Consider the following 21,683-nt stretch of genomic DNA (forward strand, 5'->3'; position numbering starts at 1 on the left):
GCGCGCACGGCGGCGGGATCGCCGCCGCCGGCGCGACTGCCGAGTTCGATTACTTCGCGTTCACGAAATCGTTCGTGTAGGTGCGCGCCAGGTCGATGTGCTTGCCCTTCACCGACGGGTTGAACGCCGACAGCACCTTCAGCACGGTGGCCGGGCCATCGGCCGGCATCTTGCCGTCGGCCGTGTACATCGGCAGCGACGCCTTCAGCGCGCTCACGTACAGCGCCTTGTCCTTCTGGTAGTCGGCCGGCATCTTCGCGGCGATCTCGTCGGCGCTGTGCGTGTGGATGAACTGCATCGTCTTCGCGAACGCGTGCGCGAGCTTGGTCGCCTGATCCTTGTGCGAATCGGCCCACGCCGACTGCACGTACAGGCTCGCGGCCGGGTAGGTGCCGCCGAGTGCGGCGCGCGTGCCTTCGAGCGTGCGCAGGTCGACCAGCACCTTCGCGTCGCCCATCTTCTCGAGCGCGGACACCGTCGGCTCGGTCGTCATGCCGGCGTCGATACGGCCCTGCTTGATCGCTGCGATGAAGCTCGCGTCGGCGCCGACCGGCAGCATCGTGTACTGGGTCGACTGCACGCCGTGCTGGAGCGCAAGGTATTGGGTGAGGAAGCTGGTCGACGAGCCGAGGCCCGTCACGCCGAGCGTCTTGCCCTTCGCGTCGGCCATCGACTTGAAGGTCGGCGCGGCCTTGGTCGACACCATCTCGACTTCGCCCGGCACCTGGCAGAGCACGGCGATCGCCTTCACGTCCTTGCCCTTGCTCTGCAGGTCGACCGTGTGGTCGTAGAAGCCGACCACGCCCTGCACGGCGCCTGCCAGCAGTTCGTTCTCGGCGTCGACGCCGGCCGGCTGCGACAGCAGCTCGACGTCGAGCCCTTCGGCCTTGAAGTAGCCGAGTTCCTGCGTGAGCCGCGCGGGCAGGTAGATCAGCTTCGCGATCCCGCCGACCATGATCGTGATCTTGCCGCCGTCGTCGGCGAAAGCGGGGTGAGCGGCGAGCGCGCAGCTGAGGCTGGCTGCAATGGCGAGGGTGCGCAGGATGGGTCGCATCGGGATCGTCTCCTTCGTTGTATTCGTATGGCGCGATGCTTGATGCATCGTCACGACGAGTATAGGGAGGCGAAACCTTCTGCAACCTTTCGCGGGTTGGCGGTTCCTTTAGGGGTTTTCCACGAATCCGACGCGAATGCTCGAAGAGCGCCCCCCAGCCGGATTGCGCCGGAGGTTGGAATGGCAATAGGCCTATCTATGCTGATTTCTCGGCATTACGCTTTGGCAAGCACGAAGAGGATCATCCATTGCGCCCAGATCAACTACGGAAGCATGACATCACGACAATAGCCTTGGTCGACGAGGACGCATCGCGTTGCGCAACGTGCCGCCTCTGATTTCTCATAATCTGTTCGGTTCGCTTTCTGACTTGATATTTCATTTCGACGATCCAATGAGTCTAACCACCATCGCCATTGCCGACGACCATCCGGTCGTAATCGAAATGCTGAAGCGTCTGCCTCAATGGGAACCGGATTTCCTCATCTCGCATTGCTGCAATAGCGGGGAGGGGCTGATTGACGCATTGACTCGCTCCCCGGTCGATCTCATCGTCGTCGACTATTAAAGACTGCCCTGATAACAGCGTGATTCGCACTATCTCGCATAGCCCGGTACTCGTTTCCGCGCTTCTGACTTGCGTTCTCACATACGTCGCTGGTGTTTTTGTCTGGGGTGGCCAATTTGTGTTCGGATTACCACTCAGCCCGTCCTCCGGTGCGCTGCCTGAGATAGTGAAGTACGACCTATTGATGCGCCTGTCTGTTGGCTCGCTCGCTGCACCAATAGTGGAAACATTTCTCTTCCAGTGGCTTCCCATTCGGTTGCTTCGCCGCACATTCGGAGGGAACGTTTGGTCAGCGATCGGTGTTTCCACTCTTGTGTTCGGTGCAACGCACGGCTACAGCATCCTGTACGTGGCAGTCGCTTTATGGGGCGGGCTGATTTTCGCAACGGTCTTCGTGCTGCGTGATTACCCTGGTGGTCGTCCCTTTTTGGTCGTCGCCACCGCCCATGCCGCCCGCAACACGCTGGCAAGCATCCTCATCTAACGCGAACGCATTGTTCCCGGGTCAATCCGTAGATTCGTCGCCAATTGGCCGGATGAACGGCCCCTGAACCCACACGAAATCTTGATGACTCGGTCGAGGCAACGCCTGTACGTCGGGACGAATGACCCGCGCTCAGCGCCAGCCCGTCAGCACCCGCCCCATCGCGTCGAGCCCCATGTCGAACAGGTGCGCCACGAACGGCACGAGGTTCGGGATCATCAGTTGCACGAGCAACAGCCCGACGAGCATCGTGACGGGAAAGCCGACCTGGAACACGCCGATCTGCGGCGCCGCGCGGTTCAGGATGCCGAGCGCGAGGTTCGCGATCAGCAGCGCCGCGATCACCGGCAGCGCGAGCAGCAGCCCCATCTCGAACACCGTCGTGCCGAACGACGCGAGCGTGCGCCAGCCGGGCGCGTGCAGCAGGTCGGCCGACACCGGCAGCGACTGGAACGACGCGGTGAGCGCGGCGAACACCTGCAGGTGACCGTCCACCGCGAGGAACGCGAGCATCGCGATCGCGTTCAGGAAGCGGCCCATCGCGGGCGTCGCGCCGCTCGTGTGCGGATCGAAAAAGGTGGCGAAGCCGAGCCCCATCGACAGCCCGATGAAGTCGCCGGCCGCCCCGACCGCCGCGAACACGATCTGCATCGTGAAGCCCATCGCGACGCCGATCAGGAACTGCATGACGACGATCCAGATGCCCTGCGCGGAGAACACGGTGACGTCCGGCATCGCGCCGAGCGTGGGGGCGACGACCAGCGCCATGAACGCGGCGAGGCCGATCTTCACGCGGATGGGCACCGCCGCATGGCCGACGACGGGCGCGGTCGCGACGAGCGCGAGCATCCTCACGAATGGCCACAGGAACGCCGTGAGCCAGCCGTTGAGCTGCGCGTAGGTAACCGAGAACATCGTCGCCGGGTGGTGCGCGCGGCTCAGCCGACGCCGAGCGTCGCGACGTGCAGCAGCGTCTGCCGCAGGTAGTCGAGCATCGTCGTCATCATCCACGGGCCGGCGATCACGAGCGTCGCGGCGACCGCGAGCAGCTTCGGGATGAACGACAGCGTCGCCTCGTTGATCTGCGTCGCGGCCTGGAACAGGCTCACGACCAGGCCGACCGCGAGTGCGACCAGCAGCAGCGGGGCGGCCAGCAGCAGGCCGACCATCATCGCGTGGTGCGCGAGCGTCATCACTTGTTCGGGCGTCATCGTGCGTGTTCCTCCGCGGCTTACGTAAAGCTCTGCGCGAGCGAGCCGATCAGCAGCTGCCAGCCGTCGACCAGCACGAACAGCATCAGCTTGAACGGCAGCGACACGGTGGACGGCGACACCATCATCATCCCCATCGACATCAGCACGCTCGCGACGACCATGTCGATGATCAGGAACGGGATGAACACCGTGAAGCCGATCTGGAAGCCGGTCTTCAGCTCGCTCGTGACGAACGCCGGCACCAGCAGCGACAGCGGCACGTCCTCGGGCCCCTGCATCGGCGCGGCCTTCGAGATCTTCGCGAACAGCGCGAGATCGGTCTCGCGGGTCTGCTTCAGCATGAAGGTCTTGAACGGCGCGACGCCGCGCTGCACCGCCTGCTCCATCGGCATCGAGCCGTCGGAGAACGGCTTGTAGCCGTCGTTGTACGCCCGGTCGAGCACCGGCGACATCACGAAGAAGGTGAGGAACATCGCGAGGCCGACGAGCACCTGGTTCGGCGGCGTCGTCGCGGTGCCGAGCGCCTGGCGCAGCAGCGACAGCACGATGATGATGCGCGTGAAGCTCGTCATCATCAGCAGCATCGCCGGCAGGAACGACAGCATCGTGAGCAGCAGCATCGTCTGCACGCTCAGCGAATACGTGGTGCCGCCGTGCGGGCCCGGGCTCGCGTTGAACGCGGGCAGGCCGTTCGCCTGCGCACAGGCGAGCGCGGGAGCGAGGCAGAGGATCAGCACGGGCGCGAAGCGCGCCGCGCGATGCAGGAAGGCGTGTTTCATCGGAATGCGGGGTCGGAAAGAGGGCGCGGCGCCATGTCAGCGGTCCTTGCCGCGACCGAGGCGCTTCGCGGCTTCGCCCGCGAGCGCGTCGCGAAACCGCGAGCCGAACGTGCCGGGCAGGCCGCCGTCGGACGGGGCGGCGCCGGCGGGCGCGTCAGCGGAAACCGGGGCCGCCGCCGAGCCGGCCGGCAGCGTATGCAGCAATCGCACGTTGCCCGGCGCGACGCCGAGCACGAGCCAGGTGTCGCCGATCTCGACGATCGTCGCGCTTTCCTTCGCGCCGACCGCGACGCTCGACACGACCTTCAGCGGGCCGCCGCGGCGGGCATGCTGGAAGCCGAAGCGGCGCGCGAGCCACGCGCACGCGAACACGAGACCGATCACGACCGCGAGCCCGACCAGCGTCTGCAGCACCGCGCCGAAGCCGAGCGACGGTGCGGCCGAGCCGACCATCACGCTCGATGCGATCGACCCGGGGTGGTTCACCGCGTTCATGTCGGCGGCGCCGGCCGGTACGCAGGCAAGCGACGCCGCAAGGGCCGCGGCAGCCGCTGCCACGCTTGCGACGCGCACGCGGCGGCCGGGCTTTACTACGTTCATCGATTCAGTTTCCGGATGCGTTCGGCCGGCGTGATGATGTCGGTCAGGCGGATGCCGAACTTGTCGTTGACCACCACGACCTCGCCCTGCGCGATCAGGCAACCGTTCACGAGCACGTCCATCGGCTCGCCGGCCATGCCGTCCAGCTCGACGACCGAACCCTGCGCGAGCTGCAGCAGGTTGCGGATCGCGATCTTCGTGCGGCCGAGCTCCACGGTCATCTTGACCGGGATGTCGAGAATCATCTCGATGTCGTTGTGCGTCGTGTTTGCCGCGGCCTTCGACAGCGGCTGGAACACGCCGGCGCCTGTCGCACCGGCCGGCACCGGCTGCTCGTTCTGCTCGGCGAGCGCGGCCGCCCAGTCGTCCATGCCCGGATCTTCCTCCGCCGCGGCCGGTGCCGCCTGTGCGGCGGCGGCCGATGCCGCGAGGGCCGCGTCGGCCATCGCTTGTGCGTCGTCCTCGGGCGTCTGGTTCAGCTCACTCATATCCACCTTCCTTCATCGAATCGCCCGCGCTGATCATCTTCTGCACGCGCAACGCATATTGACCATTGAAAATTCCGTAGCCGCATTCCATCACCGGCACGCCGTCGACCTTCGCGGTGATCGTGTCCTCGATCTCCAGCGGCAGCACGTCGCCCGCGCGCAGGTTCAGGATCTTCTCGAAGTTCGACGAGATCTCGGCGAGGTTCGCGGTCAGCTCGACCTCGGCGGACTGCACCTGCTGCGACAGCACGCGCACCCAGCGGCGGTCGACTTCGAGCGCCTCGCCCTGGATCGGCGACGCGAGCACGTCGCGGATCGGCTCGACCATCGAGTACGGCATGCAGATGTGCAGCGTGCCGCCCGTCGGCCCGAACTCGATCGAGAACTGCGTGACGATGACGATCTCGTTCGGCGTCGCGACGTTCGCGAACTGCGTGTGCATTTCCGAGCGCACGAACTCGAACTGCAGCGGCCGCACGCTCTTCCAGGCGGTCGTGTAGTGCTCGAACACGAGGTTCAGCAGCTTGCCGATGATCCGCTGCTCGGTGGCCGTGAAGTCGCGGCCCTCGACGCGCGTGTGAAAGCGCCCGTCGCCGCCGAACAGGTTGTCGACGACGAAGAACACGAGGTTCGGGTCGAACACGAACAGCGACGTGCCGCGCAGCGGCTTCACGTGCACCAGGTTCAGGTTCGTCGGGATCGGCAGGTTGCGGGTGAACTCGCTGTACTTCTGCACCTTCACCTGGCTGACGGAGATTTCCGCCGTGCGCCGCATGAAGTTGAAGATGCCGATCCGCAGCAGGCGCGCGAAGCGGTCGTTGATGATCTCGAGGCCGGGCATCCGGCCGCGGACGATCCGCTCCTGCGTCGCAATGTTGTAGGGGCGGACGCCCGACGTGTCGCGCTGTTCGTCGACTGAATCGGCTTCGCCCGTGACGCCCTTGAGGAGGGCATCGACCTCCTCCTGGGACATGAACTCCTGGTGACCCATACGCGCTCCTTTCGCGGCCGCGTTACTGGACGACGAACTCGGTGAACAGCACGTCGTCGACCTTCGCGCGCTGGTTGCCCGGCTGCGTCGGCTGCTCGATCAGCTCCCGCAGTTCCTTCGCGAGCGAACGTTTGCCGTCCGGCGTCGCGAGTTCCTCGGGATGCTTGTTCGACAGCGCGAGCAGGATCCGGCTGCGGATCTCCGGCATCCGCGCGGTCAGCTGCTCCTGCGCCTTCGAGTCGGTGAGCTTCAGCGACAGGCCGACGCGCAGGTAGTGCTGCGCGCCGTCGTCGGACTGCAGGTTCACGGTCAGCGGGTCGAGCGGGAAGAACACCGGCGCGGCCAGCGGCGCCGGCTCGGCGGGCTTGCTCGCATGGCCGACGCCTTCCTTGCTCAGGAACACGTACATGCCGCCGGCTGCGGCGGCTGCCGCGCCCAGCGCGATGACGGCGATCAGCGCGATGCGCTTGAACTTGCCGGAGGAAGCCGGCTTGTCGGCGGTCGGGTTTGCGGTCGTGGAGGCCATGTGAATGCGTGCGTGATGTCTCGTAGCATGCATTGTTCGGCATCCGGGCCGAGCCCGATGGGCGGAAAAGAGGGGGGATTTGCGGCTATCTCAGCCGATTGTCGGCCGGGTGTCGGCTCGATGCAGGGTAAGTGGGGGCGGAAAGGGCCGCCGGGGCGGGCGGCTGAAGCGGGTGGGTGGCGTGGGGCGTGAGCGCCGTACCCGCCGCGCGGGGCCTGCCGCGCCGCTGGCGGCAGGCACGATTGCGCCAGGCCGGGCCGGCGCCTGGCGGGCGTCCGCCGCCCGGTCAGATCGGCAGCAGCGTCAGGAGCGGCGCGATCAGCACCATCGCGACGCCCGCGATCATCATCGTCAGGCTCGACACGACGCCTTCCTCGCTGCCGATCTCGCGCGCCTTCGCGGTGCCCACGCCGTGGGCGGCCGCGCCGAACAGCGCACCGCGCGCGAGCCGCGTGCGCATCGGCACCAGCGCGAGCACCAGCTCACCGAGCAGCATCCCGCAGATGCCGGTCGCGATCACGAACAGCGCGGTGAGATCCTTCGGCGCGTGGATCTTGTCCGACACGGCGAGCGCGAACGGCGTCGACACCGAGCGCGTCATCAGCGAGCGCTGCAGCTCGGGCGACAGGTGCAGCAGCTTCGCGAGCAGCAGCGACCCGCACACGCCCGCACTGATCCCGACCGCGACGCCGACCGACAGCGACAGCCAGTGGCGACGGATCAGGTCGCGATAGTCGTAGATCGGCACCGCGAACGCGATCGTCGCCGGGCCGAGCAGCCACATCAGCCAGCGCGTGTCGTGGAAGTAGACCGAATACGGGATGCCGGTCAGCAGGACGAGCAGCACCAGCACGCCCGGCACGAACACGAGCGGCGAGAACAGCAGCGTCTTCTTGTATGCGTAGAGCCGCTTCGACGCGAAATACAGCACGACCGTCAGCACGAAGCAGCCGAACGAGATCGCGGTGTTCGCCTGGTCGGCGGACAGGTTCGACAATGCGGCAAGCATGGCAGGCTCCGGCTCAGTGGGCGGACGCGGCGGTGAGGCGCGTGCGGCGGCGTTCGGCGAACACGCGCTGCACGGCGAGCCGGCGCTCGAGCTTCGCGGCGAGGTCGACCGCGACGGCCACCGCGACCATCACGAACGCGGTGCCGGCGAGCATCACCAGCGCGATGCGCCAGCCGTCCTCGCGAAACAGCCCGCCGTACTGCACGGCCGCGACGGCGGCCGGCACGAAGAACAGCAGCATGTCGGACAGCAGCCAGTTCGCGCCGTCCTTCACCCATGCGGGCGCGACGCGGCCCGAGAACAGCAGCACGAGGAGCACCGCGAGGCCGATCACGCCGGACGGAATCGGCAGCCCGATCTTTCGCACGGCCCAGTCGACCGCCATCCACAGCGCACCGAGCGCGGCGGCCTGCAGCGCGATCCGGCCCGTGCGGGCCAGGCTGCCCGAAGCGGCGGGGCGGGCGGCGAGTGCGGCGGTCGGCTTGGTCATGGCGGGCTCCCTACAGATATTCCGTTGATGGTGGGAGTATAGGGTTTCCCCTAACCATAAATAAAATGACTTGTCTCTATCCTTGTCATTCCAATTCGGAATTCGCTTTCTGATCGCCGCACCACTTTGGGGAGTCATCGATGGAATTGCGCGCGTTGCGGTACTTCGTCGAGGTGGTTCGCCAGCAGAGTTTCACGGCGGCCGCCGACAAGCTGTTCGTGACCCAGCCGACCATCAGCAAGATGGTGAAGGCGCTCGAGGACGAGATCGGCTCGCCGCTGCTGCTGCGCGACGGCCGGCAGATGGTGCTGACCGACGCGGGGCGGATCGTGTTCCAGCGCGGCCAGGACGTGCTCGCCGCGCAGGCGCAGCTGCAGTCGGAGCTGAACGATCTCGGCACGCTCGGGCGCGGCGAGCTGACGATCGGCATCCCGCCGCTCGGCGGCTCACTGTTCACGCCGATCATCGCCGCGTACAAGCAGCGCTACCCGAACATCGAGCTGAAGCTGTTCGAGCAGGGCGCGCGGATGATCGAGGCCGCGCTGACGTCGGGTGAGCTGGAACTCGGCGGGCTGCTGGAGCCGGTCGATCCCGGCACTTTCGAGCGGCTGCCGATGGTGCGCGCGCCGCTGTGGCTCGTCGCGCCGCGCGAATCGCGCTGGGAGGATCACGCGGCCGTGCCGCTCGCGGATCTCGCGCGCGAGTCGTTCGTGTTCTACGCGGAAAGCCTCGCGCTGCACGACGCGGTGCTGGATGCGTGCCGGCAGGCCGGCTTCACGCCGTCGATCGTGAGCCGCAGCGGCCACTGGGATTTCATGGCCGCGCTCGTGCATGCGGGGGTCGGCATCGCGCTGCTGCCCGAGCCGTATTGCCGGCGGCTCGACGCAGGCCAGTTCACGTGCCGGCCGATCGTCGAGCCGGAGATCACGTGGGCGATCGCGCTCGGCTGGCTGAAGAAGGGGTATCTGTCGCACGCGGCGCGCGCGTGGCTCGACGTGGCGCGGGCGACGCTGCCGATCGCGCCGGGTGACGATCTGGCGTTTGGTGGGTTGCGGGCAAGGGAGTGAGGCCCGCCGAGGCGGGCGCAACAGCCGCCCGCCGCGCGGTCAATGCCCCATCGCCGGCCCCGCCCCCTTCCTCGGCTTGGTGACCCACACGAGCGCCGCGAGCGCGCCGAACATGAACGCGGACAGCAGGAAGAAGTCGTTGGTCGCCATCATGAAGCCCTGCTGTGTGACGAGCTGGTTGAGCTGCGCATTGGCCGTCTGGCCGACGATGCCGAGCTGCGACAGCGCGCCCTGGTAGTCGGTCGTGCTCTGCGCATACACGCTCACCGATTCCGACAGTCGCGCGTGGTGGTAGATCGCGTCGTTCTCCCAGAACGTCGAACTCGCCGCGGTGCCGATCGCGCCGGACAGCGTGCGCAGGAAGTTCGACAGCCCCGACGCGCTCGCGAGCCGGTCGTCGGAGATGCTCGACAGCGTGATCGTCGTCATCGGCACGAAGAAGCACGCGACGCCGATCCCCTGCACGAGCCGCGGCAGGATCACGTGGTTGAACGGCACGTCGAGCGTGAACGTCGAGTTCCAGATCGACACGCCGGCGAACACGATGAACGCGAAGCTCGCGACCATCCGCAGGTCGAGCCGGTGCATGTTGCGGCCGATCAGCGGCGACAGCACGAGCGCGAGCAGCCCGACCGGCGCGGTCGCAAGGCCGGCCTTGCCGGCCGTGTAGCCCATCACCGTCTGCAGCCACAGCGGGAAGATCACGACCGAGCCGAAGAACGCCATGAAGCCGAACGAGATGATCATCGCGCCGAGCGCGAAGTTGCGGTCCTTGAACAGCGACAGGTCGACCACCGGCTCCTTCTCGGTCGCCTCCCACACGAGCATGAACGCGAGCGACACGACCGCGATCAGTGCGAGCGCGACGATGAACGTCGAGTTGAACCAGTCACGGTCCTTGCCGAGGTCGAGCATCATCTGCAGGCACGACACGCCGATCACGAGCAGTGCCAGGCCGATCGCGTCGATCCGCTGCTTCGACGTCTTCGTCTCGCGGCCGCGCAGCAGGAAATACGCGCAGGTCGCCGAGAAGATGCCGATCGGCAGGTTGATGTAGAAGATCCACGGCCATGTGTAGTTGTCGCTGATCCAGCCGCCCAGCAACGGGCCGAAGATCGGGGCGACGATCACCGTCATCGCCCATAGCCCGAGCGCGAGCCCACGCTTCGCGGGCGGGTAGCTGCGCATCAGGATCGTCTGCGACAGCGGCACCATCGGCCCCGACACGAGGCCCTGCAGCAGCCGGAACGCGATCAGCGTCTCGAAGTTGGTCGCGAGGCCGCACAGCGCCGACGCGACCGTGAACGCGAGCACCGACAGCGTGAACAGCCGCACCTCGCCGACCCGCCGCGCGAGCCAGCCGGTGAGCGGCACCGCGATCGCGGACGCCACCGAGTACGACGAGATCACCCAGGTGCCTTCGCTCGTCGCGACGCCGAGGCTGCCGGAAATGGTCGGCACCGCGACGTTCGCGATCGACGTGTCGAGCACTTCCATGAAGGTGCCGAGCGCGAGCCCGACGGTGAGCAGCGCGAGCGCACCGCCGGACAACGGCGCGGGTTCGGCGGCGGGGGCGGCGGATGCCGTGGTGGCGGACATCGGAATCTCCTAGACGCGGCGCGCGCGATGCGCCGGCGCAACGCACGGGTGTGCGCCGCAGCGCAACCCGGCCGGGTGGAACGGATAAAGGGAAAAGGGGAGCGCGTGCCTTGTCATCTTCTGCCCAGACAGATAAATAAGCGAGTGCTTAACTTAGACATGGGGCCTCCGCGCACCTCAGCCGTCCGCTTCTTCGTCGGGTTTCGGGCACCCGGCCGAGCCGGGCCCGTTGGCGATGAAGCGCTGCAACAGACCGGTGAGCGTCGCGAGCTCGTCGGCCGAGAAGCCGTCGAGCTGCGCGTTGAGCGCGGTCGCGATCAGCGACGGCAGTGCACGCGCGGCTTCGGCGCCGCGTTCGGTCAGCGTCAGCTCGATCATCCGACGGTCCTGCTCGCTGCGCGAGCGCGCGACCAGCCCCTTGCGTTCGAGCCGGTCGAGCATCCGCGTCATCGACCCGCTGTCGTACGACATCTTGCGGGACAGCTCGAACGGCGTGCGCGCATAGCCACGCGACAGCAGCAGGATCACGCCGATCTGCTGCGCGGTGAGGTCGAGCGGCTCGAGCGCACGGTCCATCCGCTCGACGAGCGCCTGCTTCGCCTTCGACAGGTAATAGCCGAGGCTCGTTTCCAGCGCGATGTTCTCGGGATCGTAGAGGCCGCCGGTCATGCGATTGCGCACGCAGCAATAGTGCGTTTCAGATTTAAACGCGCCCAGTATCTTGAAAATTGATTGCATAGTCAATATTATTTGAGGCAACCAGTTACGACGTGCATGTTGCACTGCCGGAGACTATGTTCTGACCGATGCGCCCGCGCTGCGGGCACCCCGAGGATGTTCGCGATGCTGTTCCTGAAAAATGCCGCCGGCGCGCTGCGCCGCAACCTGACCGATACCGCTCATCATGCGTTCTCCGGGCCGCACCGCGGCTGGAAGATCGCGCTGTACGTGACGATGCTGGTGGTCCCGGGCGGCTCGCTCGCGGCGCTCGGGTTCGCATGGTTCGATCATCGCCGGCAGCGCAACGCGAAAGACGGCGCTCGCCGCGCGGGCCAGCCGGCCGCGACGGAGCCGTCGACATGGCGGTCCGCCGCCGAACCGCTCCCGCTGCCCGCGCGCTGCCACTGATCACTGACCGTGCGCGTCCCCCGCCTTCCTGGCTGCACCGCCTGAGCGCCGACCGCGCCCCGCACGGCCGGCGTCGCATCCCTGTCTTCCCGTCAGCTGGCCGTAATGGCCGGTAAACCGGCCGCTCGCGCCGGTAACACATTCCTGTCCTTGTGCACCGTACCCTTGGGGCTGCGCAGCTTTCCCGCCGTCAGTTACCATTTGTCCGCCAGCGGCACGACGACCGCATCGCGCGACGCCGCTCGCCGGACGTCGCGCCCAGACAGGAAAACCACCATGCCGTACGCCTCCCTCCCGCGCGCCCTTCGCCCGCTGAGCGCCGCCGTCGCCGTCGCGACGGCCGTGCTGCTCGCCGGCTGCGCCGTCGGGCCCGACTATCACCGGCCCGACACGTCGATCCCCGCCGCCTACAAGGAAGCGCCGGCCGGCTGGAAGGTCGCGCAGCCCGCCGACCGCACCGACCGCGGTGCGTGGTGGACGGTCTACAACGATCCGCAGCTCGATGCGCTGATCGGCAGGCTCAACGCGTCGAACCAGACCATCGCGCAATCGGCGGCCGCGTACCGGCAGGCGCGCGCGCTCGTCACCGAGGCGCGGGCCGCGTATTTCCCGACCGTCGGGCTGACCGCGTCGGGCTCGCGCGCCCGCACGCCGCGCACGTCGGTGTCGTCGGGTTCGTCGTCGAGCTTCGGCAGCGGTTCGTCCGGCTCGATCAACAACAGCTACAGCGTCGGCCTCGACGCGAGCTGGGAACCGGACCTGTGGGGCAAGGTGAGTCGCACCGTCAGCGCGCAGCGTGCCGGCGAAGCGGCCGCCGCGGCCGATCTCGCGAACGCGCGGCTGTCGCAGCAGGCGCTGCTCGCGCAGACCTATTTCCAGCTGCGCACGTCCGATACGCTGCAGAAGCTGCTCGACGACACCGTGAAGTCGTACGAACAGTCGCTGAAGCTCACGCAGAACCAGTACGCGCAGGGCGTTGCCGCACGTGCGGACGTGATCCAGGCGCAGACGCAGCTGCAGAGCGCGCAGGCCGCATCGATCGACAACGGCGTGGCCCGCGCGCAGTACGAGCATGCGATCGCGACGCTGATCGGCGAACCGGCGTCGACCTTCTCGCTGCCGCCGAATCCGCTCACCGCCGAGCCGCCGATCACGCCGGTCGACGTGCCGTCCGCGATCCTCGAGCGCCGGCCCGACATCGCCGCGGCCGAGCGCCGTGCGGCGGCCGCGAACGAGCAGATCGGCGTCGCGATCGCCGCGTTCTTCCCGACGCTCACGCTGTCGGCCACCGGTGGCTTCCAGAGCTCGGTGTGGTCGCAGCTGTTCACGCTGCCGGCGCGCTTCTGGACGGTCGGCCCGCAGCTCGCGGCCACGCTGTTCGACGCCGGCCTGCGCGCCGCGCAGACCGACGCCGCGCGTGCGACCTACGACCAGGACGTCGCCGCGTACCGCCTCGCGGTGCTCACCGCGTTCCAGGACGTCGAGGACAACCTCGCGTCGCAGCGCATCCTCGCGCAGGAAATCGACGTGCAGCGGCAGGCCGTCGACAGCGCCGAGCATTCGCTCGCGATCGTCACGAACCAGTACAAGGCCGGCACGGTCGCCTACCTGAACGTGCTGACCGCGCAGACCACCGCGTTCACCGCACAGCAGAAGCTCGCGACGATCGCCGGGCAGCGGATGACGTCGTCGGTCGGGCTCGTGAAGGCGCTCGGCGGCGGCTGGAACGTCGCGGAGATGGCGCGCGAGAACGGCGACGTGGCGGCGCCTGCACCGGTGCCGGCGTCCGGTGCGGCCGCGCCCGCGGCCACCGCACCGGCGGTCGCCGCGCCGCTCGCGCAGAAGTAGGAAGGGAAGGGCGACGCGCGCGTCAGCGCTGCGCGTCGCCGAAGATCAGCGATACCTCGTTGTTGCCGATCGGGTGACCGAGCAGGTTCAGCAGCCCCGCGAGGTTCGCCTGCTGCTCGGGCGCCGAGTGCGCGGTGCCGCGGAACGAGCCCTGGCCCGGGCCGAAGGTGCCGTGGCCGTCGAGGAACAGCGGGCCCTGCGTCGTCGACAGATCGAGATCGGCACCGGCCCCCTTCGCCTGCAGCACCGCGCGGTACGAACCGAGCGGCTTCACGCGCGAGACGCGCGAACTCATCGACTCGATCGTCACCGTCAGCTGGCCGAACGCGTTGTTGCCGATCAGGCGCCAGTCGCTCCAGCCGAGCCGCACGTCGCCCTGCAGGTCGAGCGTGTTGAACGGTGTGCCAAGCCCCGCGAGCAGCGACGCGGGCACGGCCATCGTGCCCGCCGACAGCACCGCGCCGCGCCACGTCGCATCGAGCGTGACCGCGTCGGGCATCGCCTCGGTCTGCCGCATGCGCATCTGCACGCGCCCGGTCAGCAGCGGCCAGAAGCGCGTGGTCCATTCGACCCGGCCGGGCAGCAGCGTCGCCGCGCTCTGGTCGGCCCCCGGCGCGAGCATCAGCGTGCCCGAGCCGTGCCACAGCGACCCGTCGGGATCGACGAGATTCACGTGCCCGCCGGTCGCGCGCGCGAACTGCGGCGCGATCCACGCGGCCGGCGCAAGTGCGACGAGCGTCACCGCCGTCGCCAGGCCGCCCGCCAGTACCCACGGCAATGCGGTGGCGAGCCGCTTGATCCCCGGCCTCATCGGCCGACCGCCACTTGCGTCGTCCAACTGCGTCATTTCTGCGTAGACGGTTGCATCACGGCCGTCAGGTCGACCTGGCCATCGTCCTTCAGCGCGGTGGCATGCGCCTCGCCGACCTGCACCTTGAACTGCCGGCGCGCATCGTCGAGCCACTGCGTCCACGCCGGGAACGACACGTTCTTCATCTGGATCTGCACGCCGTTGCCGACGATCTGCACCTGCGCGCCCTGCAGCCCGTGATCGGACAGCGACGCGGTCAGCGCGTCCTTCAGCGCGAGGCCGGTCGGCGCCACGCCCTGTGCGGCGGCCGTCAGCGACTTCGCCTCGTTCGCCTGCGCGGTCATCTGCGCCAGCTCGCGGCGCATCGTCGGCAGCTCGCGCTGGATCCGCGCGCGGCCTTCCTGCGCGGGCGCCCACAGCACCGAATACGCGATCGCGACCGCCAGCACGGCGCCGCCCCAGCCGAGCAGCATCTTTTCGCGCTGGGAGCGCTCGCCCCAGAACTGGGCCAGCGTCTGGTTCAGTTGTTCCGTCTTCATGAGCGGCTCCGGATCGTCCATTTGCCCGTGTTGCTGTCGACTTCGCCGGACAGTCCGTTACGCGCGAGGCGCTGCGTGAAATCGGGATCGACCTTGACCTCGGGCTTGAAGCCGACGTCGAGCCGCCGGTCGTGATAGTCGAGCGACGCGATGCCGTTCAGCGGCAGTGCGCCCATCGAGCGCGACAGCCCGCTCGCCAGCGCGAGGAAATCGTTCGGCGACAGTTCGCCGGCCGCGAGACGCAACTGGTCGAGCTGGCGCTGCATCTGCGCGGGCGGATCGAGCACCGTCGTCGTTTTCGGGAATGCGGACAGCAGCGTCTCGGTGATCTGCGCGGACAGCGCATCGCGCTCGCGCGACAGCTTCCACCAGTGCAGGTTCATCCCGATCACCGCCACGCCGAGCGTCGCCGCGACGAGCGCGAGCGGCACGCGCAGGCGCTTCACCGTCGCGCGGTCGAAGCGCCACGGCTGCGATTCGAATTCGAACTGGCACAGGTCGAACTTCTCGGTCAGCGCGCGCCGCGCGAACGCGTCGAACGACAGCGGCGCGGCGCCCGGCAGCAGCGGGCCGCCGTCGGTGCGTCCGACCGATGCCAGGCGCGGCTCCGCGCCCGGTTCGCCGAGTTCGTACAGTTCGACGTCGCCGCCGCCTGCCAGCGCAGCCAGTGTGCCGGCAGCACGCGACGCGGGCGCCGCGAAGCCTTCGCCGAGCGCACCGCGCGCGACCGCGAGTTCGAGGCGCGGCGCACCGGCCGCAGCCGGCAGCGCGCCGGCCTCGACGAGCACCGGTTCGACCGCTGCCGCGAGGCCGAGCACCGCGGCCACCGTCGCCGGACGGGCGGGCGGCGCCTCGACGGCGTCGGCAGCAACCGCGGCGGCATCGACTTCGCTGTCGGCCGGCGCGGCGGTGACGTGCGGCGCCGGCAGGCAGCGGGTCGCGGGCACCGCGCTCAGGTGCCGGTGGCCGGCCGCCGTGAACGCGTCGCAGATCGTGCGGAACCACGCGCGATCGACGACGGCCAGCACGCGGCGCCCGTCGGGCAGCGCGTCCGGATCGAGCGCGATATGGCAGCCGAGCGGATCCTGGATCAGCTGATCCTCGACGATGTTGGGCAGCGCCTGGCGCAGCTTCGGTCCCTTCAGCGGCGGCACGGTCGCGGCCAGCAGCAGCACGTCGCGCGCGGCGACGATCAGCACGGTCGCATTCGCGCGCGGCAGCAACGCAAGCGCGGCGCGTCCGGCGCGCTGCACGTGGCCGGCCTTGTCGACGAGCGTGAACGGCAGCTCGGGCCACTGCCATTCCTGCAACGGCACGGCAGGCTCGCGCGGCGGCAAAGAAACAATCAACGTGCTCACAAGAGCTCCTCTCCCGATTGGCGTCGTTATAGCTGGTCGCGAATGCGCACGACCCGTGTCGAGTGCGTGGTCGGATCACGATACACGAGCGAGGTGCGATCAACCTCCGCCCGGTCATGCTGGATCCGGCCATGCACGATGAAATAGCTCGAATTGACGTCGATGACGCTCGAGTCGAGCGTCACGTTCGGCGCACCGGCGCCGCGCAGCGCGAGCTGCACGTCGCCGACGTTGCGGAAAAACACGGTCTCGCGGCGCGACACGAGCGCCTGCGCGGACGATACGCTCATCCCCGGCATCAGCGCCGCGATCACCTCGGCCGGCGCGGTGTTCATGTTCACGGGCGTGGTAGTCGGCAGCACGGTGACGAACGGGCGCAACCGCGCGACCATCTCGGGCGTCACGCCGTCGACGTCGAGCAGGCTGTCGACGCCCGTCATCATCAGCGGCGCGGGCCCGCGATCGCCGCCCGTCATGCCGGGATCGTCGGTGAAGCCGCCGCCGCCTTGCTGATCGGTCGTCACCGGCGCGGTGACCGGCGGCGCCGTACCGCCACCCGGCAGCGTCGGCATCTGGAAACGCGTCGCCGAATTCAGCAGGCTCGCGCGCACCTGCAGCGCGATGCGCTTCGCGAACGCGCCGTCGTAGCCGAGCGTCGTCAGCAGGCGCTGGAACGCCTGGACCTGCGTGACGTTCAACTGCAGCACGCCGGGCGCCGGCGACGCCACGAGGTTGCGCAGGTTGAACTTCGCCTGCGCGTCCTCGATCGAGCCGGAGAGATAGGTGTCTTCGCCGCCGGCGTCGTTGGGCGCACCGATCCGGCCGAGGAAGTCCGACAGTTTCGTCTTCGCGATCGGCACGCCCCAGATGCCGCCGAGATACGTGATGCCGGGCGCCGTATCGCCTTCGGAACGCAGGATCATCCGGGTCCAGTCGAGCGCGCCGCGCGCGACCCACTGCGCCTGCGCGATCACGCGCTGGTTCTCGATCCGGCGGATCTGCACCTGCTGGCGCCACAGCATCCCCGAGACGAGGATCGCCGACAGCGCGACGACCAGCAGCGCGGTGATGATCGCCGCGCCGCGCTGGCGGCCGCGTGCCCGTGCGTGACCGGCGGCACGGGTGGCAAGCAATGAGCGGGGAGGGCGCGCGCGCATCGTCATTCCCCGACGAGGAAGATGCGCGTGACCGGCACGCGCAGCGACGTCGCGCCGATGCTGACCTGCAGCCCTGTCACCGCGCGCGCAGGCGGCGCGTTGCCGATTTGCGGCACCTTGAGCGCATCGTTGTTCTGCGCGAGCGCGTCGTTGGCCGTCTGCAGGTTGGTGGTCCAGCCCACGCGCGGCACGTACAGCTTCGCGTCGATCGCGCCGACGCCACCCATCAGCGCGACCCAGCTCCAGCCTTCGACGCTGCTGTCCTTCAGCATGTTGCGCAGCCGGTTCGCGTCGTCGATCGGGGGCGATGCATAGCGCACGACGCGCCCGCCGGCGATCCGGTAGCGCACCACCTGCAGCCGCGGCGCCACGCCCGGCACCTCGAGTTCGCGGACGATCTGCAGCGTATTGCCGGCCACGCCGATCGCCGGCTGGCCGGCTTCGTCGTCGGTCGCGGCGAGCCGCGCGTCGATGCGCATCTGGTCGAACATCTGCGCGAACACGCGCTCGTCTTCCATCGCGGCCGCGACCTTGTCGCGACCGCGCATGATCTGGTCGAGCCCGCGCCACGCGAGGATCGCGACCACCGCGAGGATCGCGATCGCGATCATCAGCTCGATCAGCGTGAAGCCGCGGGCGGGGCGGGCGAGCAGGCGTCGCATCGGCGCGTCAGAGCGGACGGCTGGTTTCATTCGCGACCACCGTCACCATTTGCGCGAGCACGCCGGTGTGCCCGGGCATGCTCACCGAAATCCGCACGCGCCGGAACACCGGGTTGGGCGTGGTGCTCACGCGCTGCGTGCAGACGAGCTGCACGTTGCCTTGCGAGCAGTCGAAACTCTGTTCGCCGATCTCCGGCCACGCGTGCGTGAGCCGCATCTGCGCGAGCGCGTTGTCGGCGCTCCAGCCGGCGAGCAGGCGGCGATGAAGATCGGACGCGTTGGTCGCCATCGTGCCGACCGCGCGGATCGATGCGGCGAGCGCGACCGCGATGATCGCGAGTGCGACCAGCACCTCGATCATGGTGAAACCGCGCGATGAAGAAACGGAAGAGGGCAGGCGACGACGCATCGTCATTGCACCTCGTAGCGGCCGTTGCCGGTGCCGACGATCGTCGCGCTGCCGACCGCCGAATGCAGCGTCACGCGCACCGGCGTGTCGATGCTCTCGGTGCCGAACACGACGCGGTTCGCATGCGTGTCGGACCCCGGATAATCGATGTCGGCGCCCGTGACGCCACCGTCCCAGTCGCGCGGGCGCAGCAGGTCATCGCGCAGCGTGCGCCAGCCGTCGGGCGAGCTCACGTCGAAACGGAAGCCGTGCGCGGTCGGCTGCCACGCGATCGGCCGGGCACGCACCTGCGCTTCGTCGCCGGCCGTCTCGAACAGCAGCGCGATGCGCTGCGCCTCCTCGCGCAGGTCGGTGCGCGGATTGCGCGTGAGCGACAGCGACGCGAGCGACACGAGCAGCCCCGCGATCACGAGCACGACCAGCATTTCGAGCAGCGTGAAGCCGCGCGCGCGATGACGCCGCGCCTCATGCAACGCCTGCCCGCCGTCGGCACGCACCGGTGCGGACGAAGCCGCGCCGCGACGCACACGGCAATCGCGGCCGCAGCGGAAGGTCGTGCGAGTGGCGAGCATGAAGAAGGGGACGAAGCGTCGGGCCGGTCAGTGAGCGCTTATTGCCACGAACCGATGTCGGTGTCGTTGCCTTCGCCGCCTTCCTTGCCGTCGGCGCCGTAGCTGAACACGTCGATCTCGCCGTGCACGCCCGGGTTCAGGTACTTGTAGCCGTTACCCCACGGATCGTTCGGCAGGCGCTCGAGATAGCCGCCGTCCTTCCAGTTGTTCGGGATCGGATCGGTGGACGGCTTCTGGATCAGGGCGTTCAGGCCCTGATCCTGGGTCGGGTAGCGGCCGTTGTCGAGACGGTACAGCTTGAGCGCCTGCATGATCGTGCCGATGTCCTGCTTCGCGGCGATGCGGCGTGCCTCGTCCGGGCGGCTCATGATCTTCGGCACGATGAGCGCCGCCAGGATCCCGAGGATCGCGACCACCACCATGATCTCGATCAGCGTGAAACCGCGCTGGCGACGCACGGCCGCGTTGCGGCGAGTGATCCACGTTTGCATGACTGACTACCTCTTTCCAAAAAATGTCGTTGGTCGGGTGACGCACCCGGCGCGCCGGACGATTGCCTGACGGCAACCTTCCGAACCCGCGGGCGCGGAGCACGCATTGTAAGGCGCGCATTGCCGAGGGCTTTCACCCAACGCAAATTTCATATACATCCGTACAATAGCGCGCATGAACGCGCTCTCGATCCGGATCCTCTCCCTAGCCCTCTTCGCGGGTTTGTGCGCGACGGCCACCTACTGGGTCGTCACGCTGTCCGCCCGCGAAGCGCCGCTGCCCGCCGCCGCCGCGCGGCTGCCGATCCGCACCGAGGACGCCGCGGCGCTCTTCGGCGGTCAGCTCGACAAGAATGCCGTGCAGGACATCCACCTGTTCGGCATCCTCGCGCTCGACCACGGCGGCGCCGCGATCATCGGTGTCGGTGGCGAACCGCCGCGTGCCGTGTCGCTCGGCGCGGACGTCACGTCCGGCGCGAAGCTCGCCGAAGTCCGCCCCCGCTCGATCATCGTCGAGCGCAACGGCGCCCGCACCGAAGTCCAGCTGCCCGCCAACACGCCGTCCCCGGCGATCTACGTTCGCTGAAGCCGAAGGCGACGGCCCGCCCCGCGGTCAGGCCGTCACTGCACCATGTTGTTCAGCTCGATGATCGGCAGCATCACGGCCAGCACGATCACGAGCACGATGCCGCCCATCGCCAGGATCAGCAGCGGCTCGAGCAGGCTCGTCAGGAACATCGTGCGACGCTCGAGCTCGCGCGCTTCGCCTTCGGCCGCGCGATCCAGCATCGTCGTCACGTCACCCGTCGCTTCACCGGAACGGATCAGGTGCACGAGCACCGGCGGAAACGTCTTCACGTTATTCAGCGCGCGCGACAGCGCGGAGCCTTCGCGCACGCGCACGATCGCGTCGTCGATGTTCGCGCGCATCGCGCGGTTCGACAGCGTCTCGCCGGCCGCCTGCAACGCGCGCAGGATCGGCACGCCCGCCGCGGTGAGGATGCCGAGCGTGCTCGCGAAGCGCACCGTGTTGTAGCCGCGCACGAGCTTGCCCGCGAGCGGTGCGGTGAGCACCCAGCGGTCGAACGCGAGGCGCGGCCCGTCGCGCGACAGCGTCGCCTTCACGAACCACACGACGAGCACGACGGCGATCAGGATCGCCCACCACCAGTGCCGCACGAAATCCGACAGCGCCATCATCACGATCGTCAGCACGGGCAGCTGCTGCTTCGTGCTCGCGAACACGTTGACGACCTGCGGCACGACGTAGCTCAGCAGGAACGTGACGATGCCGAATGCGATCAGCGTGACGATCCCCGGATACGTGAACGCGAGCAGGATCTTCTGCTTCAGCGCGTTGCTCTGCTCGATGTAGTCGGCCAGGCGCGACAGCACGATGCCGAGCTTGCCGGTGTGCTCGCCGGCCGCGACGAGCGCGCGGTAGATTTCCGGAAAGTCGCGCGGATGCTGGCCCAGCGCATTCGCGAGCGAATGGCCGCCGAGCACCTCGGCGCGGATCGCGGCCATCAGTTCGCGGATGTAGTCGCGCTCGGCCTGCTCGGTCAGCACGCCGAGCGCCTCGTCGAGCGGCAGCCCGGCGATCAGGAGGCTCGCGAGCTGGCGCGTGAGGATCGCCTGTTCGCGCTGCGACAGCTTGCGGCCGAACGCGAGCCGCTGCGAGCGCGCCCCGCGCGTCGCGCTGGCGGCCGGCTCGACGACGAGCGGCGTGAGCCCCTGCGTACGCAGTTGCCCGCGCGCGGCACGTGCGCTGTCGGCATCGATGACGCCTTTCTGCGCGCGTCCCGCCGAATCGATTGCTTCGAAACGGAATGCCGGCAT

At 68.4% G+C, this 21,683-nt stretch carries 27 protein-coding genes; 6 read left to right on the forward strand and 21 right to left on the reverse strand.

The genetic code is table 11. The annotated features are described in order from the left end of the window. Window positions 1-49: 49 nt before the first annotated feature. A complete protein-coding gene (locus tag QZM35_RS30205; protein WP_089430481.1) occupies window positions 50-1,054 on the reverse strand; it encodes an ABC transporter substrate-binding protein in 1,005 nt (334 codons plus the stop codon). A 316-nt stretch (window positions 1,055-1,370) separates the two neighbouring features. On the opposite strand from QZM35_RS30205, the gene QZM35_RS30210 reads away from it, so the two are divergent. Together QZM35_RS30210 and QZM35_RS30215 are read left to right on the forward strand one after the other, a co-directional pair. After that, complete coding sequence (locus tag QZM35_RS30210; RefSeq protein ID WP_179255026.1) at window positions 1,371-1,622, forward strand: response regulator transcription factor; 252 nt, start codon at window positions 1,371-1,373, stop codon at window positions 1,620-1,622. A 19-nt stretch (window positions 1,623-1,641) separates the two neighbouring features. After that, entirely contained in the window at window positions 1,642-2,106 is a 465-nt protein-coding gene (locus tag QZM35_RS30215; protein ID WP_301777386.1) for a CPBP family glutamic-type intramembrane protease, read from the forward strand. A gap of 132 nt (window positions 2,107-2,238) precedes the next feature. On the opposite strand, the gene fliR is transcribed toward QZM35_RS30215, so the two are convergent. From fliR to QZM35_RS30260, 9 genes are all read right to left on the reverse strand, one after another. Further along, a complete protein-coding gene (fliR, locus tag QZM35_RS30220) occupies window positions 2,239-3,021 on the reverse strand; it encodes a flagellar biosynthetic protein FliR (RefSeq protein ID WP_089430389.1) in 783 nt (260 codons plus the stop codon). A 23-nt stretch (window positions 3,022-3,044) separates the two neighbouring features. Next, window positions 3,045-3,317, reverse strand: coding sequence for a flagellar biosynthesis protein FliQ (gene fliQ, locus QZM35_RS30225; RefSeq protein ID WP_039351961.1), 273 nt, complete (start codon window positions 3,315-3,317; stop codon window positions 3,045-3,047). A 20-nt stretch (window positions 3,318-3,337) separates the two neighbouring features. Then, complete coding sequence (fliP, locus tag QZM35_RS30230) at window positions 3,338-4,099, reverse strand: flagellar type III secretion system pore protein FliP (RefSeq protein WP_027788754.1); 762 nt, start codon at window positions 4,097-4,099, stop codon at window positions 3,338-3,340. Between the two features lie 36 nt (window positions 4,100-4,135). Beyond that, window positions 4,136-4,699, reverse strand: a complete 564-nt coding sequence (fliO, locus tag QZM35_RS30235) for a flagellar biosynthetic protein FliO (protein ID WP_089430390.1) — start codon at window positions 4,697-4,699, stop codon at window positions 4,136-4,138. Then, window positions 4,696-5,187, reverse strand: a complete 492-nt coding sequence (fliN, locus tag QZM35_RS30240) for a flagellar motor switch protein FliN (RefSeq protein ID WP_069246732.1) — start codon at window positions 5,185-5,187, stop codon at window positions 4,696-4,698. Before fliN ends, fliO begins: the two co-directional genes overlap by 4 nt. After that, the gene (fliM, locus tag QZM35_RS30245; RefSeq protein ID WP_069246733.1) at window positions 5,180-6,178 is read right to left on the reverse strand and encodes a flagellar motor switch protein FliM; all 999 of its coding nucleotides are present in this window, start codon (window positions 6,176-6,178) and stop codon (window positions 5,180-5,182) included. The genes fliN and fliM overlap by 8 nt, the downstream gene beginning before the upstream one ends. A 22-nt stretch (window positions 6,179-6,200) precedes the next feature. Next, a complete protein-coding gene (gene fliL, locus QZM35_RS30250; RefSeq protein WP_089424119.1) occupies window positions 6,201-6,737 on the reverse strand; it encodes a flagellar basal body-associated protein FliL in 537 nt (178 codons plus the stop codon). A gap of 253 nt (window positions 6,738-6,990) precedes the next feature. Then, window positions 6,991-7,713 carry an LrgB family protein gene (locus QZM35_RS30255; protein WP_069246735.1) on the reverse strand — a complete coding sequence of 241 codons (723 nt, stop codon included), beginning with the start codon at window positions 7,711-7,713 and terminating at the stop codon, window positions 6,991-6,993. 13 nt (window positions 7,714-7,726) lie between these two features. Continuing rightward, entirely contained in the window at window positions 7,727-8,203 is a 477-nt protein-coding gene (locus tag QZM35_RS30260; RefSeq protein WP_089424120.1) for a CidA/LrgA family protein, read from the reverse strand. A gap of 140 nt (window positions 8,204-8,343) precedes the next feature. Between QZM35_RS30260 and QZM35_RS30265 the strand changes: the two genes are divergently transcribed. Then, window positions 8,344-9,270: a LysR family transcriptional regulator gene (locus QZM35_RS30265; RefSeq protein WP_085041246.1), complete on the forward strand. Its 927-nt coding sequence runs from the start codon at window positions 8,344-8,346 to the stop codon at window positions 9,268-9,270. 39 nt (window positions 9,271-9,309) lie between these two features. Here QZM35_RS30265 and QZM35_RS30270 read toward each other — a convergent pair whose 3' ends face one another. Next, a complete protein-coding gene (locus QZM35_RS30270) occupies window positions 9,310-10,869 on the reverse strand; it encodes a DHA2 family efflux MFS transporter permease subunit (protein WP_206148630.1) in 1,560 nt (519 codons plus the stop codon). A 177-nt stretch (window positions 10,870-11,046) separates the two neighbouring features. After that, window positions 11,047-11,538, reverse strand: a complete 492-nt coding sequence (locus QZM35_RS30275; RefSeq protein WP_301777387.1) for a MarR family winged helix-turn-helix transcriptional regulator — start codon at window positions 11,536-11,538, stop codon at window positions 11,047-11,049. 174 nt (window positions 11,539-11,712) lie between these two features. Between QZM35_RS30275 and QZM35_RS30280 the strand changes: the two genes are divergently transcribed. Both QZM35_RS30280 and QZM35_RS30285 read left to right on the forward strand, forming a co-directional pair. Beyond that, entirely contained in the window at window positions 11,713-11,997 is a 285-nt protein-coding gene (locus tag QZM35_RS30280; protein WP_089439027.1) for a multidrug ABC transporter ATPase, read from the forward strand. A 276-nt stretch (window positions 11,998-12,273) separates the two neighbouring features. Continuing rightward, window positions 12,274-13,845, forward strand: coding sequence for an efflux transporter outer membrane subunit (locus QZM35_RS30285; RefSeq protein ID WP_089424124.1), 1,572 nt, complete (start codon window positions 12,274-12,276; stop codon window positions 13,843-13,845). Between the two features lie 22 nt (window positions 13,846-13,867). Here the strand turns inward: QZM35_RS30285 and QZM35_RS30290 are convergent, their stop codons facing one another. From QZM35_RS30290 to gspG, 8 genes are read right to left on the reverse strand one after another with little or no spacing between them, the layout of a single operon-like run. Continuing rightward, on the reverse strand, window positions 13,868-14,656 hold the full coding sequence (locus QZM35_RS30290) for a type II secretion system protein N (RefSeq protein ID WP_301777388.1): 789 nt from the start codon (window positions 14,654-14,656) through the stop codon (window positions 13,868-13,870). A gap of 32 nt (window positions 14,657-14,688) precedes the next feature. Continuing rightward, window positions 14,689-15,195, reverse strand: coding sequence for a type II secretion system protein M (gene gspM, locus QZM35_RS30295; RefSeq protein WP_301777389.1), 507 nt, complete (start codon window positions 15,193-15,195; stop codon window positions 14,689-14,691). Beyond that, window positions 15,192-16,553: a type II secretion system protein GspL gene (gspL, locus tag QZM35_RS30300; RefSeq protein WP_089424126.1), complete on the reverse strand. Its 1,362-nt coding sequence runs from the start codon at window positions 16,551-16,553 to the stop codon at window positions 15,192-15,194. The genes gspM and gspL overlap by 4 nt, the downstream gene beginning before the upstream one ends. 26 nt (window positions 16,554-16,579) lie before the next feature. Beyond that, entirely contained in the window at window positions 16,580-17,710 is a 1,131-nt protein-coding gene (gene gspK / locus QZM35_RS30305) for a type II secretion system minor pseudopilin GspK (RefSeq protein ID WP_174974705.1), read from the reverse strand. Between the two features lie 2 nt (window positions 17,711-17,712). Then, entirely contained in the window at window positions 17,713-18,402 is a 690-nt protein-coding gene (locus QZM35_RS30310) for a type II secretion system protein J (protein ID WP_301777390.1), read from the reverse strand. After that, window positions 18,380-18,781, reverse strand: a complete 402-nt coding sequence (gspI, locus tag QZM35_RS30315) for a type II secretion system minor pseudopilin GspI (RefSeq protein ID WP_046550081.1) — start codon at window positions 18,779-18,781, stop codon at window positions 18,380-18,382. The genes QZM35_RS30310 and gspI overlap by 23 nt, the downstream gene beginning before the upstream one ends. A gap of 2 nt (window positions 18,782-18,783) precedes the next feature. Beyond that, a complete protein-coding gene (locus QZM35_RS30320; RefSeq protein ID WP_089424127.1) occupies window positions 18,784-19,353 on the reverse strand; it encodes a GspH/FimT family pseudopilin in 570 nt (189 codons plus the stop codon). Window positions 19,354-19,391: 38 nt separating this feature from the next. Next, the gene (gspG, locus tag QZM35_RS30325) at window positions 19,392-19,844 is read right to left on the reverse strand and encodes a type II secretion system major pseudopilin GspG (protein ID WP_011350483.1); all 453 of its coding nucleotides are present in this window, start codon (window positions 19,842-19,844) and stop codon (window positions 19,392-19,394) included. A 175-nt stretch (window positions 19,845-20,019) separates the two neighbouring features. Here gspG and QZM35_RS30330 point away from each other — a divergent pair, with 175 nt between their 5' ends. After that, window positions 20,020-20,430 (forward strand): type II secretion system protein N, encoded by a 411-nt coding sequence (locus QZM35_RS30330; RefSeq protein WP_039351532.1) that lies wholly within the window; start codon window positions 20,020-20,022, stop codon window positions 20,428-20,430. Window positions 20,431-20,465: 35 nt separating this feature from the next. Here QZM35_RS30330 and gspF read toward each other — a convergent pair whose 3' ends face one another. Further along, the gene (gene gspF, locus QZM35_RS30335) at window positions 20,466-21,683 is read right to left on the reverse strand and encodes a type II secretion system inner membrane protein GspF (RefSeq protein ID WP_069246748.1); all 1,218 of its coding nucleotides are present in this window, start codon (window positions 21,681-21,683) and stop codon (window positions 20,466-20,468) included.

The organism is Burkholderia sp. AU45274, from assembly GCF_030482505.1.
Lineage (GTDB): Bacteria > Pseudomonadota > Gammaproteobacteria > Burkholderiales > Burkholderiaceae > Burkholderia.

Bases quoted from the DNA above. Each gene is read 5' to 3' on its own strand.
- QZM35_RS30205 (WP_089430481.1), bottom strand. From the start codon at position 1,054: ATGCGACCCATCCTGCGCACCCTCGCCATTGCAGCCAGCCTCAGCTGC.
- fliR (WP_089430389.1), bottom strand. From the start codon at position 3,021: ATGTTCTCGGTTACCTACGCGCAGCTCAACGGCTGGCTCACGGCGTTC.
- fliQ (WP_039351961.1), bottom strand. From the start codon at position 3,317: ATGACGCCCGAACAAGTGATGACGCTCGCGCACCACGCGATGATGGTC.
- fliP (WP_027788754.1), bottom strand. From the start codon at position 4,099: ATGAAACACGCCTTCCTGCATCGCGCGGCGCGCTTCGCGCCCGTGCTG.
- fliO (WP_089430390.1), bottom strand. From the start codon at position 4,699: ATGAACGTAGTAAAGCCCGGCCGCCGCGTGCGCGTCGCAAGCGTGGCA.
- fliN (WP_069246732.1), bottom strand. From the start codon at position 5,187: ATGAGTGAGCTGAACCAGACGCCCGAGGACGACGCACAAGCGATGGCC.
- fliM (WP_069246733.1), bottom strand. From the start codon at position 6,178: ATGGGTCACCAGGAGTTCATGTCCCAGGAGGAGGTCGATGCCCTCCTC.
- fliL (WP_089424119.1), bottom strand. From the start codon at position 6,737: ATGCATGCTACGAGACATCACGCACGCATTCACATGGCCTCCACGACC.
- QZM35_RS30255 (WP_069246735.1), bottom strand. From the start codon at position 7,713: ATGCTTGCCGCATTGTCGAACCTGTCCGCCGACCAGGCGAACACCGCG.
- QZM35_RS30260 (WP_089424120.1), bottom strand. From the start codon at position 8,203: ATGACCAAGCCGACCGCCGCACTCGCCGCCCGCCCCGCCGCTTCGGGC.
- QZM35_RS30265 (WP_085041246.1), top strand. From the start codon at position 8,344: ATGGAATTGCGCGCGTTGCGGTACTTCGTCGAGGTGGTTCGCCAGCAG.
- QZM35_RS30270 (WP_206148630.1), bottom strand. From the start codon at position 10,869: ATGTCCGCCACCACGGCATCCGCCGCCCCCGCCGCCGAACCCGCGCCG.
- QZM35_RS30275 (WP_301777387.1), bottom strand. From the start codon at position 11,538: ATGACCGGCGGCCTCTACGATCCCGAGAACATCGCGCTGGAAACGAGC.
- QZM35_RS30280 (WP_089439027.1), top strand. From the start codon at position 11,713: ATGCTGTTCCTGAAAAATGCCGCCGGCGCGCTGCGCCGCAACCTGACC.
- QZM35_RS30285 (WP_089424124.1), top strand. From the start codon at position 12,274: ATGCCGTACGCCTCCCTCCCGCGCGCCCTTCGCCCGCTGAGCGCCGCC.
- QZM35_RS30290 (WP_301777388.1), bottom strand. From the start codon at position 14,656: ATGAGGCCGGGGATCAAGCGGCTCGCCACCGCATTGCCGTGGGTACTG.
- gspM (WP_301777389.1), bottom strand. From the start codon at position 15,195: ATGAAGACGGAACAACTGAACCAGACGCTGGCCCAGTTCTGGGGCGAG.
- gspK (WP_174974705.1), bottom strand. From the start codon at position 17,710: ATGCGCGCGCGCCCTCCCCGCTCATTGCTTGCCACCCGTGCCGCCGGT.
- QZM35_RS30310 (WP_301777390.1), bottom strand. From the start codon at position 18,402: ATGAAACCAGCCGTCCGCTCTGACGCGCCGATGCGACGCCTGCTCGCC.
- gspI (WP_046550081.1), bottom strand. From the start codon at position 18,781: ATGCGTCGTCGCCTGCCCTCTTCCGTTTCTTCATCGCGCGGTTTCACC.
- QZM35_RS30320 (WP_089424127.1), bottom strand. From the start codon at position 19,353: ATGCTCGCCACTCGCACGACCTTCCGCTGCGGCCGCGATTGCCGTGTG.
- gspG (WP_011350483.1), bottom strand. From the start codon at position 19,844: ATGCAAACGTGGATCACTCGCCGCAACGCGGCCGTGCGTCGCCAGCGC.
- QZM35_RS30330 (WP_039351532.1), top strand. From the start codon at position 20,020: ATGAACGCGCTCTCGATCCGGATCCTCTCCCTAGCCCTCTTCGCGGGT.
- gspF (WP_069246748.1), bottom strand. From the start codon at position 21,683: ATGCCGGCATTCCGTTTCGAAGCAATCGATTCGGCGGGACGCGCGCAG.